We start from the raw sequence: 14,281 nt of genomic DNA, 5'->3' as shown, positions 1-14,281 counted from the left end.
CGTAGGCGCTGCGCCCGGATCAATCCCGGAGCGAAGGAACCCCGAGCCCCAGCGAGCGGGCCGCACGTAGGAGCAAGCGTTTTTTGCTTACTTTTTTAGGCGCTTGTAAAAAAGTGAGTCGCCGTAAGGGCGAAACCCTAAGCAGCCGTTACCGCAGCAACGGATATTCACCCAAAACCCAAAACCCAAAACCGCTACCGCCGCTCCTCAACCCGCCCCTGACTCTTACTCCAATCCGTCAACAAACTATAAGCCACCGCCAACAACGTAGGCCCGATAAACAACCCGATAAACCCAAACGCAATCAACCCGCCAAACACCCCAAGCAACACAATCACCAACGGCAAATTCCCCCCGCGACTGATCAGATACGGCTTGAGCACGTTATCCACGCCACTGATGATGAACGTCCCCCAAATCCCGAGAAACACCGCCATCCCGTACTCACCCTTCCACGCCAGCCAGGCCGTCGCCGGCACCCACACCAACGGTGGCCCCATCGGAATCAGACTCAACAGAAAGGTCACGATCCCGAGCACCAACGCCCCCGGCACCCCGGCAATCAAAAACCCGATCAACGCCAGAACCGCCTGCGCCGCCGCCGTACCGATCACCCCGTTGACCACCCGCTGCACCGTACCGGCCACCAGTTCGATGTAATAACCGGCACGATCACCGATCAAACGCTCCAGCAGACTGTGCACAAACGCCGCCAGTCGCGGCCCGTCACGATAGAAAAAGAACACAAAGACAATGCTCAGGGTCAGCTCGAGAATGCCGCCGCCAATCTGCGCACTGCGCGCCAGCAGCCAATTACCGACCTGGCCCAGATACGGTTTGACCGACACCATCAGCGCCGCACCCTGCTGATCGATGCTGTTCCAGAGCCCGACCAGCCGTTCACCGACAAATGGCACAGTGCCCAACCAGAGCGGCGCCTCGGGCAAACCGTCGACCTGTACATCCTTGATGAACGCCGTCGCATCGCGCACATGATCGGCGAGATTGAACCCCAGCCACACCAGCGGCGCCGCCACCAACAACATCCAGCCCAGGGTCAAAATCGCCGCCGCCAACGATTCACGGCCCTTCAACCAGCGAGTCAGCAGGCGCATCAGCGGCCAACTGGCGAACGCCAGCACCGCGCCCCAGAACAGCGCCGACCAGAACGGCGCCATCACCCACAGGCTGGCACCAAACAACACCAGCAGCAGGATCTGCACCAGCAGGCGATCGTTATTGAGCATGTAAGGTCTCGAAAAAGTCAGTCAGGCAAAGAGTAGGCGAGCACGCGGTTCGTGCTCGCCAAAAACAGCTTACCGCAACAGATCGATGCGCAGGCCAGAGCCTTCGACACTGCCGGTTTCCATGCGTGCCGCACGCACGCCCTGATTGATCAGTGCCTGTCGCCAGGCCTCGGCTTTCGGTCCGGACACTGTCACGCGCTGAGTGGTATCGAGGTTCAGACCACGGGAAATCAGCCGTAGCCAAGTGTCATCCGGATCATTCACCAGTTTGGGGAAATCCAGTTCACCGGTGCTTTTGAGCTGGCGCAACAGCGTTGCCGATGTTGGCAGCAATTCCCCCAACGGCGCGATCGCCTCGAACTGCTCGACATGCAGATAAGCTTTGCGATTGCCGCGGGTGATGCTGTAAAGCGCCACCAGCGTGTTGTCGCGCGGGGCCGCCAGCCTCAATAGCAGATAGGCCTGCTGCTCGTCAGCGCCGTACAGTTTGGAATTGCCGAACACCTCGTTGGCCCACAGACTGCTTTCGCCGCAATCGCGGGCCTGACACCAGAACAGCAACTCGGCGTCCTGCTTTTGCAAGGCTTCGCGAGCCGCGGTGAAGGCTTCGGTGGCGGAATGTTCGGGGGGTAACTCATAGGTGACCGAAGTGGTCTGGCCACGGGCGGTGACCTGGCCGTCGAAACGCAACTGGCCGCTGATCTTGCGGATCGAACCCAGCGGATAAATCCGTTCCAGCTCGACCGGAGGGCGATAGTCGACGATTTGCGCATCGGCCAGACGTGGCACGATCTGCAGATCCTGACTGCCCGGCACATCGGCCGCGAAGGAAACGGAACTGAAACAGCACAGCGCCAACAGACTGAGTGACCGCATAGTCAGGCTCATCGGATCGGCATGACGTGGCGGGTCGGGGTCGCAGCGGTATAGAAATCCATCGTGGTTGTCTCCCATTTCAACCCGCCCAGCCTCGACAGTTGCCCGCGGCAAGTCAAGGAATGGCGAAGAACCGATTGAAACAGTCTGCGACAAGGTCGGCACCGGCCTCGTCGTTGAGGTGCAAATGATGCCCGCCCGCCAGCTGTTCCCGGCTAAAGGGTAGACGCTCCAGCAACTCAGGATGTTTGGCCAGCATGCCGTCAGCCGCGACCACCAGATGCGCCGGGCAACTGACCCGCAGCGCGAAGGCCATCGCCTGTTCCTGGGTCAGGCGCAGCGGCGATGGCAGGGTCAGACGATTGTCGGTGCGCCAGGTGTAACCGCCCGGCACCGGCATCAATCCGCGCTGGGCCAGCAATTCGGCGGCCTCGCGACTGACTGCCACCAACCCCTTCATCCGCGCTTCGATGGCGCGATCGAGGGTGTTGTAAACCGGTTTGCGCTTCTCACGCAGATCCAGTTGCGCTTGCAGGGCCATGCCCATGCGCTCGGCGGCGTTTTCGCCTTTGTCTGTAGGAGGAATGACGCCGTCGATCAGCGCCAGATGGCTGATGCGCTCCGGCAGCGACCCCGCCAGCACCATAGACACGATGGCGCCCATCGAATGCCCGAGCAGGCCGAAACGCTTCCAGCCGAGTTGTTCGGCGACTTGCAGCACGTCATGGGCGTAATCCCACAGCGCATAGCCGGCGCCGTTGGGGCGATGCCCGGAATGCCCGTGCCCGGCCATGTCCAACGCGATGATGCGCAAGCCTTTGAGCTTGGGCGCCAAACGGGCAAAGCTGTTGGCGTTGTCGAGCCAGCCATGCAGCGCGATCACCGGCAGCCCGTCCTCGGGCCCGAACAAATGCGCCGCCAGTTCGATATGCGGCAGGCTCAGGCGCACTTCTTCGAAGGTCGGGCTCATGCGCAATCCTTGTCCTGACGGTTTTCCCAGCGAGTAAACAGATTCTTCAACAGGCGTGCAGTGTCCTGCGGACGCTCAAGGGGAAACATGTGGCCGCCGGGCATGCTCAGCGCTTCGCCTTGCGGCATGCGCGAGACGAAACGGGTGTGATGGCGCATCACGACGCTGCTCTTGTGCCCGCGCACCACCGCCAACGGCACCTGCAATTGCCGGGTGCGGCCGGGGCTGGTGTGCGGCACACCGCGATAGATGCTGATTTCGGTCGCAGGATCAAAACGCAGGCGCAGTCTGTCGCCGACGGGATGCAAACCGTGTTGTAGATAAGCGTCGAAACACTCCGGATCGAATCCCCGGAACAAGGTCTTGCCGGCGAAATAGCTGCGCGCACTGGCAAGATCGGCAAACTCTTCACGCCGACCCAACGTACGACCGGCCGGGGTCAGTTTGTCGATAAAACCAAAACGCTTGGCCGCGCGGATCACCCACTGATCGGTACGGGTCAGCACCGGCGAATCAAGCATCACCACGCCGCGATACAGTTCAGGACAACGCAACGCCGCGTGCAGATGCAGCACCCCGCCGAACGAGTGGCCGACACCCCACACCGGTTGGTCCTGCTGCTGCAAATGATGGATCAGTTCGTCGACAAGGTTGTACCAGTTGTCGTCGGCCGGGAAACGCGGGTCATGGGCATGCTGCTCGAGATGCGCAACCCGGTACTCAGGCGCCAGCGCCGCGAACAACTTGCCATAGGTGCCCGAAGGGAAGCCGTTGGCGTGGGCGAAGAAGATTGGTTGCGACATGCTGGCAAATCCATGAGCGGGAAACGTGGCGTTGATTGTCCGCAACACCGCGGCTTACAGCAATGACCGTAACTGCCAGGAATGATGACAGTCCGGTCAGCGTGATGGTGTGTCAGGGAGATCGCTTTCCCCCTCACCCCAGCCCTCTCCCCCAAGGGGCGAGGGGGAAAGGGAGCCGATCTTCAAAGGCTTCGAGATCTTCAGTCGACTCAATCTCTCAGGCCGGTGTCAATTGAGCATTCAACTCGGTCAGTCCCCTCTCCCTCCGGGAGAGGGTTAGGGTGAGGGTGGCTGCTCACCCAGCGGTACCACTGCCATGGTCAACCGCGACACACAACTGGCCTTGCCTTCATCACTGGTCAAGCGAATGTCCCACACATGCGTGGTGCGCCCAATATGAATCGGCTTGGCCACCGCCGTCACCCGGCCACTGCGCAAACCGCGTAAGTGGTTGGCGTTGATCTCGAGGCCGACGCAATAGAACTTGCTGGCATCGATGCACAGGTAACTGGCCATCGAGCCAACGGTTTCCGCCAGCACCACCGAGGCGCCGCCATGCAGCAAGCCGTAGGGCTGATGGGTGCGATGGTCGATGACCATGCTCGCGGTCAGTGACGCTTCGTCGAACGCTTCGAAGCGGATGTCGAGCACTTCGCCGATGGTGTTCTTCTGGATCGCGTTCAACTGCTCGATGTTGGGAGTGGTACGCCACAAGCTCATCGCGGACTTCCTTTGTTGTTTTAGTGATCGCTCAATCCTGCCACAGCACCGCCTCGCTGCGCTCGCTCCATTCCTCGAAACGCGCGCCATAAGTGTCTTCGATGACGTTGCGCTTGATCTTCAGGGTCGGCGTGAGAAAGCCGTTCTCCACCGCCCAACTGTCCTTGACCACCACCAGACGGCGCAGACGTTCATGCTTGTCGAGCACGGCGTTGACCTCTTCGAGGAGTTTTTCCAGGCTCGAATGAAGGCTCGCCCGCCCCTCCTCCTGATTGACCGTCGACAGCACGCACAAACCCAGCGGCGCACTCAAGCCATCGCCGACCACGCACACCTGCTCTATCCGCGAATGCACCGCCAGACGGTTTTCGATCGGCGCCGGGGCGACGTATTTGCCCTTGCTGGTCTTGAAGATTTCCTTCAGTCGGCCGGTCAAGCGCAAGCGCCCTTCAGCATCCTGTTCGCCTTTGTCGCCAGTGCGCAGAAAGCCATCCTCGGTAATCGTCTCTGCGGTTTTCAGCGGCTCCTTGAAATAGCCGAGCATGTTCGCCTGACTGCGCACCTGCACCTCGCCCGACTCATCAATGCGCACCTCGACATCCGGGCACGGCTTACCGATCCAGCCTTGTTTGTATTGCCCCGGCAGACAGATGTGCGAGTAGCCACAACCCTCGGTCATGCCATAGACCTCAAGCACGTCGAGGCCAAGCTTCTGATACCAGGCGAGCAAGGTCTGCGGCACGGGCGCCGCGCCAGAAAGCGCCACGCGCAAGGCATCCAGCCCCAGGCCCGCCAGCACTTTGTGCCCGACCCGCTTGCCAATGAATGGCAGGCCAAGGAGGAAGTCCAGGCGCTTCGCCGGGATCTTGCTGTACACGCCCATCTGGAATTTGGTCCAGATGCGCGGCACGCCAAACATCGCGGTCGGCCGCGCGCGCTGCAAGTCAGTGATAAACGTTTCGAGGCTCTCGGCGAAGAATACCGTCTGCCCGGTGTAGATCGAGGCCAGTTCAACGAACATGCGCTCGGCAACATGGCACAGCGGCAGGTACGACAGCAGCCGATCGTTGTCGTTGAGCCCGAACAGTTGTGTGCCGTGCGTTGTGGCGAAACCCAAATTGGCAAAACTGTGCATCACGCCTTTCGGTAGCCCGGTAGTGCCCGAGGTATAGATGATCGTCGCCAGTTGCTCGGCGCCTGGGCGCGGATCGTCCTGAATCGGTGAGCTGCATTGCAGGTCGGCCCAGGTGAAATCGAACTCCCCGGGCGGGTGCAGCGGCAGGCTGATGGTCGGCAGATCCGCCGGCACACCTTTGGCCATGCCCGGCCAGTCGTCGAGTTTGCCGATAAAGGCGAGGACGCTTTCCGAGTGCTTGAGCACTTGCGCCACGGAGTCGGCAGTGAGGTTGGGATACAACGGAACGGAGACGTGGCCGGCCATCCAGATCGCCAGGTCGGCGATGATCCAGTGCGCGCAGTTTTTCGAGATCAGGGCGATGTGGCTGCCTTGCGGCAACTCGCGCGCACGCAGCCAGTGCGCGGCGCAGCGGGCCTGATGGCCGACGTCGGCCCAGCTCAGCGTCTCGACCTGCCCGCCACCGACGGGCTGCACCAGAAAGCGCTGGCGCGGGTGTCGGGCTTCACGTTCGTAGAACACGTCCAGCGGCAAACGGAAGGCGGCAGACATGCGACTCGCTCCTGTTTTTTTGGTCTGGAGCAAGCGTAGTCAACCAAGCAAGTGCTTGGTTGGAATTTTCAAACAAATAATTTCATGGCTTACGCAGAAACCAATGTGGGAGCGAGCCTGCTCGCGAATGCAGGCTGTCAGACACATAAAGAGTGAATGACACGCCGCTTTCGCGAGCAGGCTCGCTCCCACAAGGGATCAGCGTTACGGATGTTTGAGGCTGTTGAGGGTCATCGAGCCGATCAGCAACTCAGCGCTCTCCAGCTCCGCCAACCCGGCAGTGCTGACCTTCTCCGGCGGATACCCGGCGCCATGCTGCAGATAGCTGAGCAAATTGCCCACCAGCGGGTTGTGGCTGACCAGCAGCACATTGCTCACCGACACCAGTTGATCGGTGACCTTGTCCGGATCAACCTCCGGCGTCAGCCAATCGACCGTACGGATCTCCGGTTCGAAACCCAGCGCCTCGCGAACAATCTGCGCGGTCTGCTGCGCGCGCAGATAAGGGCTGGCGTAAATCGCCGTCAGCGGCTGGCCGATCAAGCGGGCGGCGCTGCTCAAGGCTTCTTTGCGACCGTGATCGGTCAGTTCCCGTTCGGAGTCGGGGCACGAGCCATAAGACACGGCCTCGCCGTGACGCAATACCCAGAGTTTCATAGTTTGGGTTCCTCATCTCGAACCGGATGCGGCGCCGGTGCGACGGCGTGCGGCGCTTCACCTTCCGGGGTACGCGGCGTTGGCCAGTCGGCGAACGGCCAGGGTTTCTGGTCGCTGTGAAAACTGCCGAAACGACCGATCTGCGCCAGGAACTGGCTCAGGCTGTCGCCGAAATTCATCAGGCTGGCGCTCGGTGCGCCATAGATCAAACGATAGATCAGTTGCACCAGCACCACCGCGCCGAGGATGAACTGCGCCACTTGCCAGACCAGCACATAGATGATCATCCACAACACGCGCAGGAGAATGGATTCGTACTTGGCTTCGGTTTTCGGATCGTTCATGACTCACTCCCTGCCCGTAGATAAAAGCAATCAGTTGAAACCGCTGGTGGAAATAAAGTCGACGTCGGTTTTCGGTTCGGCACGCATCAGTAGACCGATCACCTGCTCCAGCGTGCGTCCTTCGAACAGGATCGCGTGCAGCCCGGCGACCAGCGGCATGTAGACGCCAACCTCCTGGGATTTGGCCTTGAGCACTTTCAGGGTATTGACGCCTTCGGCGACTTCACCGAGGCGCGACACCGCTTCGTCGAGGCTCAGGCCCTGACCGAGGGCGAAACCGACCTGATAGTTGCGGCTCTTCGGCGACGAACACGTCACGATCAAATCGCCGACACCGGCCAGCCCGAGGAAGGTCATCGGATTGGCGCCCTGATTCACCGCAAAGCGGGTCATCTCCGCCAGTGCGCGGGTGATCAGCATGCTTTTGGTGTTCTCGCCCATCTCCAGCGCCACCGCCATGCCGGCGATGATCGCGTAAACGTTTTTCAACGCCCCGCCCAGCTCGACGCCGAAACGGTCGGCGCTGGCGTAAACGCGGAAGGTGCGACCGTGCAGCGCGGCTTGCACGGCTTTGCACAGTTCTTCGTCTTCACTGGCGACCACCGTGGCCGTCAGTGCGTGTTCGGCGATTTCCCGCGCCAGGTTCGGCCCGGACAACACGCCGATGCGCGCCTGCGGGGCGATCTCTTCGAGAATCTGGCTCATCAGTTTGAACGTCTGGGCTTCGATGCCCTTGGTCAGGCTGACCAGCATCTTGCCGCTGAGCCGCTCGGCGTGGACGGCCAGCACCGCACGCAGTGCGCTCGACGGCAGCGCGACAAAGCACAAGTCGCAGGCGTCGAGGGTTGCCTGCAGGTCGGTGACGGCAGTCACCCCCGGCAGAATCTTGATGCCTTTGAGGTAACGCGGGTTTTCGCGATTGACCCGGATGGCCTCGGCCTGCTCGGGGTCACGCATCCACTGCCGGACTTGATGGCCGTTCTCGGCCAAAAGATTGGCCACGGCGGTACCAAAACTTCCGCCTCCCAGGACCGCAATCGGGCGCTGTTCAGTCATATGCAATCCGTTAATCCATACCAGTGGCGATGCCGGCATTATACGGGGCGCCCCACGCGCGGCCAGCCCCAGCAGCAATTACCGACACTTGTAGGAAGAAGACCAATAAAACCTAGGAAAATGCCTGCAACGTGACTGGAAAAGTCGCGCCCCTCGGTTAACATGCGCGCCAATTCTTCGCTATCAAGGTTGTGCCGTGTCTTTTGGCTCTACGTCCCCGCGTTCGTCCGTCTTACTGGCGCTGCTGTTCAGCCCGGTATTGCTGGCCGACGATCTGTTCATGGACAACGAAGCACTGCCGCAGGTGCTGACCGCCACGCGCCTGAAACAAACCCCGGCGGAAGTGCCCGGGAGCATGACCGTACTCGATAGCGAACTGATCAGCGCCAGCGGCGCCCGTGACATCAGCGAACTGCTGCGCCTCGTGCCGGGGATGATGGTCGGCAACATCAGCGGCAATCAGGCGGCGGTCAATTATCACGGCACCAACGCCACCGAAGCGCGGCGCATGCAGGTGTTGATCGACGGCCGTTCGGTGTATCGCGCCGGTTTGTCCACGGTGGACTGGAGCGATATTCCGGTGGCCATGGAAGACATCGAGCGCATCGAAGTATTTCGCGGCCCGAACACCGTCAGTTACGGCGCCAACGCGCTGATGGCGGTGGTCAACATCATCACCCGTCACCCGGCGGACAGCCACGGCACGCGGTTGAAGTACACCCGTGGCCAGCGCGGCATCAATGACTTCTATGCCAGCCAGGGCACCGGCTGGAATGGCGGCGACCTGCGCCTGTCGTTGTCCGGCCAGGAAGACGACGGCTTCGACACTGATCGCAGCGGCGCCGATTATCGCGACAGTCGCCGCTTGAACCGTTTCAGTCTTGCGGTCAGTCACACCCTCAGTGACGACCAAAGCCTCGATTGGCAGCTCAACGCAAAAGACGGCAGCAACCAGCGGCCCTACACCTACCGCCCGGTGTTCTCGGGGATTACCGCCGCCGGCAACAATTCCGACGTGGTCGCCAAGGATTACGCCGGCTCGGTGCGCTGGAACCTCGACATCAATCCCGAACACAGCCTTTATATACAAGGCTCGGCCCAGCACTGGGATCGTCAGCAAACCTGGCGCGCCTGCGATGCCGAAGTGTCGTTCAGCCCCGAGTTGACGCAACTGTGGCAACTCAACCCGAACTACACCGAACGGCTGGCGCGCAACATCACCCGTTTCACCGGCCCCGGTGCCGCGCCCGGCACTCCGCAGGAAATGGCCCTGGCCAATCAGGTGCTCGATCAATGGCGCAACGGTGCCAGTCGAACCCTGTGCGGCGACATCGACCAGAGCGCCCGCGAGTCGCGCTACGACCTCGAACTGCAGGACACCCTCAGCCTGTCCGACAGCCTGCGTCTGGTCAGTGGCATGAACTATCGTTACGACCGCGCCGATTCCGAAACCTATTTCAACGGCACGCTGGACGACACCACCTGGCGGGCGTTCGGCCAACTGGAATGGCGCGCCACTGAACACTGGCTGTTGCAGGGCGGCGCGATGTTCGAAGACACGCAACTGATCGGCAGTTCGCTGACACCGCGCTTTGCCGTCAATTACCTGATCAACCCGCGCCATGGCCTGCGCGCGGTGTACTCGGAGGCGATCCGCTCGCCGGACATGTTCGAGAACAATGTGAACTGGAGCTATCAGGTCAGCAATTTGCGGCCCTCGGCCTACGGCCAGTCTTCAGCGCGCTATTTCGTCAAGACCCGCGGCCCGGGCGATCTCGATCAGGAACACATGCGCTCGCGCGAATTGGGTTACAACGGCTACTTCGCCGAGCTGGGCCTGGCCCTGGATGTGAAGCTGTTCTACGACGAGATCACCGGGATGATCAGTGAGCCACTGCGCAACAACCAATACATCGCGAGCAACGCCAACAGCTCACGCTTTCGTGGCACCGAAACCCAGCTCGACTGGCGCGTGAGCCTTGCCGACCGCTTGCGTTTCACCTACGCCTTCGTCGACGCCGAGGCGAGCAATCCGCTGGACCAGCAATTCACTTCGCGCAACAGCGGTTCCGCCGGTTGGCTGCGCGATTGGGGTCACGGCTGGAACAGCGCCCTCTTCTATTACGGCGACAACGCCCTCAACGGCTATCGCTTCGAACGGCTCGACACGCGCATCGCCAAACGCATCGCCTTGGGCAAGGCCCAACTGCAACTGGCCGGCGTGCTGCAACAGCGTCTCGACCACGCGCCGACCACCTTCGTCGATAACAACTATGACCAACGCCACGTGATGTACTTCAGCGCTGAGTTGGAGTTCTAGATGCGCCACGGCCTGTCACGCAAGATGCCGACCCTTGGCCACTGGCTGGCGGGTTGTTGTCTGTTTTTGACCGCGTGGCTGCATGGCGTCGCGGTGCAGGCGGCCGATATTTTGCTGACGGGTGCCGAGGAAAGTCCCGGCGTGCAGGCGTTCGTGCAGGCGCTGAGCGAGTTGCGGCCGACTGACAACGTACGTTTCCAGCCCCTGGCCAGCCTGCCGGCACCGGGCAAATTACCGTCCAGCCTGCGCCTGATTCTGCTTGATCTGCCAAGCCTCGACTGGCGCCTGCAGGACGCTCAAGGCCCGACCACGCTGGTCCTGCGCATCAGCCGTTTGCAGGCCCGGCAACGACTGGGCAATGCCCAACCGCCGCACTTGAGCCTTCTGTGGAGCGATCCGCCGCTGAGCCGGCAATTGCAGTTGATCCGACGGATTCTGCCGCAGGCACGGCGCATCGGTGTGCTGTTTGATCAGCACAGTGAGTTCCTGCTCAACGAACTGCACCTGGCCGCGCGACCGCTGAATCTGGAAATCGTCAGCCAGCGTTGGGACAACACACATGACAGTCGCCCGCTGCAAACCGTGCTGAAAAACAGCGACGTCTTGCTCGGGCTCGACGATCCCGACCTGTACAACCCGAAAACCGCGAAAAATCTGCTGCTCAGCAGTTACTCACGGCAAGTCGCGCTGGTTGGTCCTAACGTGGCTTTCGTCCGCGCCGGCAGTCTGGCCAGCACGTACAGCGATCAGAACGATTGGCTGGCGATCCTCGACCAATTGCTCGACCAACCGCCGGCCAGTTGGCCGCGAACGCTCTATCCCGCACGTTTTAAAGTCTCAAGTAATGCGCAAGTCGCTCGTTCCCTAGGTATCGAACCGCTGGATGAAGCGTCTGTCGCCAATGCGCTGACAGAAGGAGAACGCCGCCCATGAGTTTCCGTCGCCGTTGGGACATCAACACCCGCACCCAGCTGATCAGCCTGGGCCCGGCGTTGTTGTTGACCCTGTTGTTGATCAGCTTCTTCACCTTTGTGCGCATTCAGGATTTGCGCCAGGAGCTGAACCACACCGGGCAACTGATCGCCAACCAACTCGCGCCCGCCACCGAATACGGGGTGATTTCCGGCAACAACGAAGTGCTGGAAAGCCTGCTCAAAGCGACGCTGGCCACGCCCAATGTGCGCTTTCTCGAAGTACAGGACAGCGCCAACCGCATTCTGGTGTATGTCGAACAACCGGCCGCCACGCACGGCCATCCGCATCAGGTCGAGGTGTTCCAGGCGCCGGTGCGCCTGCAACGGATCGCCCTGCACAATGATTTTTTCCAGGATGGCAAAGTCAGTAACGGCGGCGCCGGCGAGGACTATCTGGGGCGGGTGATCGTCGGCCTGTCCAACGATGCCTTCAGCCAGCGCCAGCAGGAAATCTTGCTTAAGGCCGGGATTCTGGCGCTGTTTGCCCTGCTCTTTACGTTTGTGGTGGCGCGGCGCCTCGCCGGCAGCCTGTCGCAACCGATCCGCGATATCGGCGATGCGGTCAAGGCGATTCAGGACGGCGACTACAAAACCCCGCTGCCAATTGTCGATGACACCGAACTGGGCGCGCTGTCACAACACATCAATAACCTCGCAGAGGCCTTGGAACAGGCCAGCCGCGAACAGCATCAAGCCATGGCGCAATTGATCCAGACTCGCGAGGAGGCGGAAAAAGCCAACAACGCCAAGTCCGACTTTCTGGCCATGATGAGCCATGAACTGCGCACGCCCATGAATGGTGTACTCGGCATGCTGCAACTGCTGGAAACCACCGAGATGACCGAGGAACAGGTCGAATACGCCGCCCTCGCCTCGGAGTCCACCGAGCACTTGCTGAAAGTCATCAACGATATTCTCGACTTCTCGCGCATCGAACGTTCGGAGCTGGAACTGGAGCACATCCCGTTCAACCTCGCCGAGTTGATCGGCGCCTGCGCGCAGTCGTTCCAGCACAGCGCGGTACAACGCGGACTGGCGCTGAATCTGCGCATCCCGGACGACATGCGCGGTTTGCAGGTACAGGGCGATCCGACGCGGATCCGGCAGATTCTGGTCAATCTGGTCGGCAATGCCTTGAAGTTCACCGAACAGGGTCGGGTCAGCATCGAGGCGCAGTGGCAGTCGCTGGATCACGAATTACTGTGGTTCACCTGCTCGGTGCGCGACAGCGGCATCGGTATTTCTTCCGAAAGCCTGGAATTGATGTTCAACGCTTTTCAGCAGGCCGACAGCTCGATTTCGCGGCGTTACGGCGGCACCGGCCTCGGTTTGCCGATCGCCCGTACGCTGGCCGAACGCATGGGCGGCACCTTGCGCGCGCAAAGTGAAGAAGGTCGCGGCTCGGTGTTCACCCTGGAAATCCCGTTGGCACTCTATAAACAGACGCTGCCGACATTGGCCGCGCCGCGTGCGCTCAATGGCAAGGGCCAGGGCGAAGGGCGCAATGTCTTGCTGGTCGAAGACAATCCGGTGAACCAGACGGTTATCGAAGCGATGCTGCGCAGTCTGGGCTTTACTGTCAGTGTCGCCACCGATGGCGCGCAGGCGGTGCGCAGTGCCGAGGGCAGCGACTTCGAAGTGATTCTGATGGATTGTCGTTTGCCGATCATCGATGGCTACGAAGCGACCCGGCAGATCCGACTTCTGCCTGGCCGCAGCGAAGTGCCGATCATCGCCCTGACCGCCAATGCCTTGCAGGGCGACCGCGAAACCTGTCTGTCGGCGGGCATGAACGATTATCTGGCGAAGCCGTTCAAACGTAATGATCTGCAGCAGATTCTGCAGCGCTGGGTGTCGTAGTGTGGGCCTTTCGACCATCTGCGACTGGCGTGAAAAGCGAAAGTGCGGCAGTCTTAGGCACCCGAACGAGCCTCAAAAGGGGCTTGAATAAAAATTTCAGTGCACAAGTGTACATTCATGTCCTTGGTGCTGTGACTTTCACCACAACGCAATAGTCTATGAGTAGGCTGCCGGTTCGAGGCATGAACGCTTCGAACGGTCGGGAAGATTTGCCCCACCTGCCGCATGGGATTATTGAGGAGCTCGCATGACCAAACAAAACGCCTTTACTCGGGAAGATCTGCTGCGCTGCAGTCGCGGTGAGCTGTTCGGCCCAGGTAACGCGCAACTGCCCGCCCCGAACATGCTGATGGTTGATCGCATCACCCTGATCAGCGAAGAAGGCGGCAAGTACGGCAAAGGTGAATTGGTCGCCGAGCTGGATATCAACCCTGACCTGTGGTTCTTCGCGTGCCACTTCGAAGGCGATCCGGTGATGCCGGGCTGCCTGGGTCTGGACGCCATGTGGCAACTGGTCGGCTTCTTCCTGGGCTGGCAAGGCCTGCCGGGCCGTGGCCGTGCGCTGGGTTCGGGCGAAGTGAAATTCTTCGGCCAGGTACTGCCGACCGCCAAGAAAGTCACGTACAACATTCATATCAAACGCGTCCTCAAGGGCAAGCTGAACCTGGCCATTGCCGATGGTTCGGTGACTGTCGACGGTCGCGAAATCTACACCGCCGAAGGCCTTCGCGTCGGCGTGTTCACCTCCACTGACAACTTCTAAGGGT

The 14,281-nt window shown here is 60.9% G+C and carries 13 protein-coding genes; 4 read left to right on the top strand and 9 right to left on the bottom strand.

Features of this window, described 5'->3' with window-relative positions; genetic code table 11:
* Positions 1-194: 194 nt before the first annotated feature.
* The 9 genes from A8O26_RS08010 to A8O26_RS07970 all read right to left on the bottom strand — a co-directional run bounded on the left by A8O26_RS08010 (position 195) and on the right by A8O26_RS07970 (position 8,360).
* Positions 195-1,247, bottom strand: coding sequence for an AI-2E family transporter (locus A8O26_RS08010; protein ID WP_064117515.1), 1,053 nt, complete (start codon positions 1,245-1,247; stop codon positions 195-197).
* 69 nt (positions 1,248-1,316) lie between these two features.
* A complete protein-coding gene (locus A8O26_RS08005; protein ID WP_064117514.1) occupies positions 1,317-2,123 on the bottom strand; it encodes a DUF4892 domain-containing protein in 807 nt (268 codons plus the stop codon).
* A 115-nt stretch (positions 2,124-2,238) separates the two neighbouring features.
* Positions 2,239-3,093 carry an alpha/beta hydrolase gene (locus A8O26_RS08000; RefSeq protein WP_064117513.1) on the bottom strand — a complete coding sequence of 285 codons (855 nt, stop codon included), beginning with the start codon at positions 3,091-3,093 and terminating at the stop codon, positions 2,239-2,241.
* A complete protein-coding gene (locus A8O26_RS07995) occupies positions 3,090-3,896 on the bottom strand; it encodes an alpha/beta fold hydrolase (RefSeq protein WP_064117512.1) in 807 nt (268 codons plus the stop codon). Before A8O26_RS07995 ends, A8O26_RS08000 begins: the two co-directional genes overlap by 4 nt.
* A 276-nt stretch (positions 3,897-4,172) precedes the next feature.
* On the bottom strand, positions 4,173-4,616 hold the full coding sequence (locus A8O26_RS07990) for a hotdog fold thioesterase (protein WP_064117511.1): 444 nt from the start codon (positions 4,614-4,616) through the stop codon (positions 4,173-4,175).
* A 31-nt stretch (positions 4,617-4,647) separates the two neighbouring features.
* Positions 4,648-6,303, bottom strand: coding sequence for an AMP-binding protein (locus A8O26_RS07985; RefSeq protein ID WP_064117510.1), 1,656 nt, complete (start codon positions 6,301-6,303; stop codon positions 4,648-4,650).
* Positions 6,304-6,507: 204 nt separating this feature from the next.
* Complete coding sequence (sixA, locus tag A8O26_RS07980) at positions 6,508-6,960, bottom strand: phosphohistidine phosphatase SixA (RefSeq protein WP_064117509.1); 453 nt, start codon at positions 6,958-6,960, stop codon at positions 6,508-6,510.
* A complete protein-coding gene (locus tag A8O26_RS07975; RefSeq protein WP_064117508.1) occupies positions 6,957-7,304 on the bottom strand; it encodes a DUF4389 domain-containing protein in 348 nt (115 codons plus the stop codon). Before A8O26_RS07975 ends, sixA begins: the two co-directional genes overlap by 4 nt.
* 30 nt (positions 7,305-7,334) lie before the next feature.
* Positions 7,335-8,360: an NAD(P)H-dependent glycerol-3-phosphate dehydrogenase gene (locus tag A8O26_RS07970; protein WP_064117507.1), complete on the bottom strand. Its 1,026-nt coding sequence runs from the start codon at positions 8,358-8,360 to the stop codon at positions 7,335-7,337.
* Positions 8,361-8,556: 196 nt separating this feature from the next.
* Here A8O26_RS07970 and A8O26_RS07965 point away from each other — a divergent pair, with 196 nt between their 5' ends.
* The 4 genes from A8O26_RS07965 to fabA all read left to right on the top strand — a co-directional run bounded on the left by A8O26_RS07965 (position 8,557) and on the right by fabA (position 14,277).
* Positions 8,557-10,680 (top strand): TonB-dependent receptor plug domain-containing protein, encoded by a 2,124-nt coding sequence (locus tag A8O26_RS07965; protein ID WP_064117506.1) that lies wholly within the window; start codon positions 8,557-8,559, stop codon positions 10,678-10,680.
* Complete coding sequence (locus A8O26_RS07960; RefSeq protein ID WP_064117505.1) at positions 10,681-11,613, top strand: hypothetical protein; 933 nt, start codon at positions 10,681-10,683, stop codon at positions 11,611-11,613.
* Positions 11,610-13,514 carry an ATP-binding protein gene (locus A8O26_RS07955; protein WP_064117504.1) on the top strand — a complete coding sequence of 635 codons (1,905 nt, stop codon included), beginning with the start codon at positions 11,610-11,612 and terminating at the stop codon, positions 13,512-13,514. The genes A8O26_RS07960 and A8O26_RS07955 overlap by 4 nt, the downstream gene beginning before the upstream one ends.
* 247 nt (positions 13,515-13,761) lie before the next feature.
* The gene (gene fabA / locus A8O26_RS07950) at positions 13,762-14,277 is read left to right on the top strand and encodes a 3-hydroxyacyl-[acyl-carrier-protein] dehydratase FabA (RefSeq protein ID WP_003227150.1); all 516 of its coding nucleotides are present in this window, start codon (positions 13,762-13,764) and stop codon (positions 14,275-14,277) included.
* The last annotated feature ends 4 nt before the right edge of the window (positions 14,278-14,281 follow it).

It is taken from the genome of Pseudomonas fluorescens, from assembly GCF_001648775.1.
Taxonomy (GTDB): Bacteria; Pseudomonadota; Gammaproteobacteria; order Pseudomonadales; family Pseudomonadaceae; genus Aquipseudomonas; species Aquipseudomonas fluorescens_M.
The sequence above is the reverse complement of the archived record's forward strand: the minus strand, read 5'-3'. Positions and strand labels throughout refer to the sequence as shown.

What these genes read in the sequence shown, in the direction of transcription:
- A8O26_RS08010 (WP_064117515.1), bottom strand. Translation starts at nt 1,247, where the DNA reads ATGCTCAATAACGATCGCCTGCTGGTGCAGATCCTGCTGCTGGTGTTG.
- A8O26_RS08005 (WP_064117514.1), bottom strand. Translation starts at nt 2,123, where the DNA reads ATGCGGTCACTCAGTCTGTTGGCGCTGTGCTGTTTCAGTTCCGTTTCC.
- A8O26_RS08000 (WP_064117513.1), bottom strand. Translation starts at nt 3,093, where the DNA reads ATGAGCCCGACCTTCGAAGAAGTGCGCCTGAGCCTGCCGCATATCGAA.
- A8O26_RS07995 (WP_064117512.1), bottom strand. Translation starts at nt 3,896, where the DNA reads ATGTCGCAACCAATCTTCTTCGCCCACGCCAACGGCTTCCCTTCGGGC.
- A8O26_RS07990 (WP_064117511.1), bottom strand. Translation starts at nt 4,616, where the DNA reads ATGAGCTTGTGGCGTACCACTCCCAACATCGAGCAGTTGAACGCGATC.
- A8O26_RS07985 (WP_064117510.1), bottom strand. Translation starts at nt 6,303, where the DNA reads ATGTCTGCCGCCTTCCGTTTGCCGCTGGACGTGTTCTACGAACGTGAA.
- sixA (WP_064117509.1), bottom strand. Translation starts at nt 6,960, where the DNA reads ATGAAACTCTGGGTATTGCGTCACGGCGAGGCCGTGTCTTATGGCTCG.
- A8O26_RS07975 (WP_064117508.1), bottom strand. Translation starts at nt 7,304, where the DNA reads ATGAACGATCCGAAAACCGAAGCCAAGTACGAATCCATTCTCCTGCGC.
- A8O26_RS07970 (WP_064117507.1), bottom strand. Translation starts at nt 8,360, where the DNA reads ATGACTGAACAGCGCCCGATTGCGGTCCTGGGAGGCGGAAGTTTTGGT.
- A8O26_RS07960 (WP_064117505.1), top strand. Translation starts at nt 10,681, where the DNA reads ATGCGCCACGGCCTGTCACGCAAGATGCCGACCCTTGGCCACTGGCTG.
- A8O26_RS07955 (WP_064117504.1), top strand. Translation starts at nt 11,610, where the DNA reads ATGAGTTTCCGTCGCCGTTGGGACATCAACACCCGCACCCAGCTGATC.
- fabA (WP_003227150.1), top strand. Translation starts at nt 13,762, where the DNA reads ATGACCAAACAAAACGCCTTTACTCGGGAAGATCTGCTGCGCTGCAGT.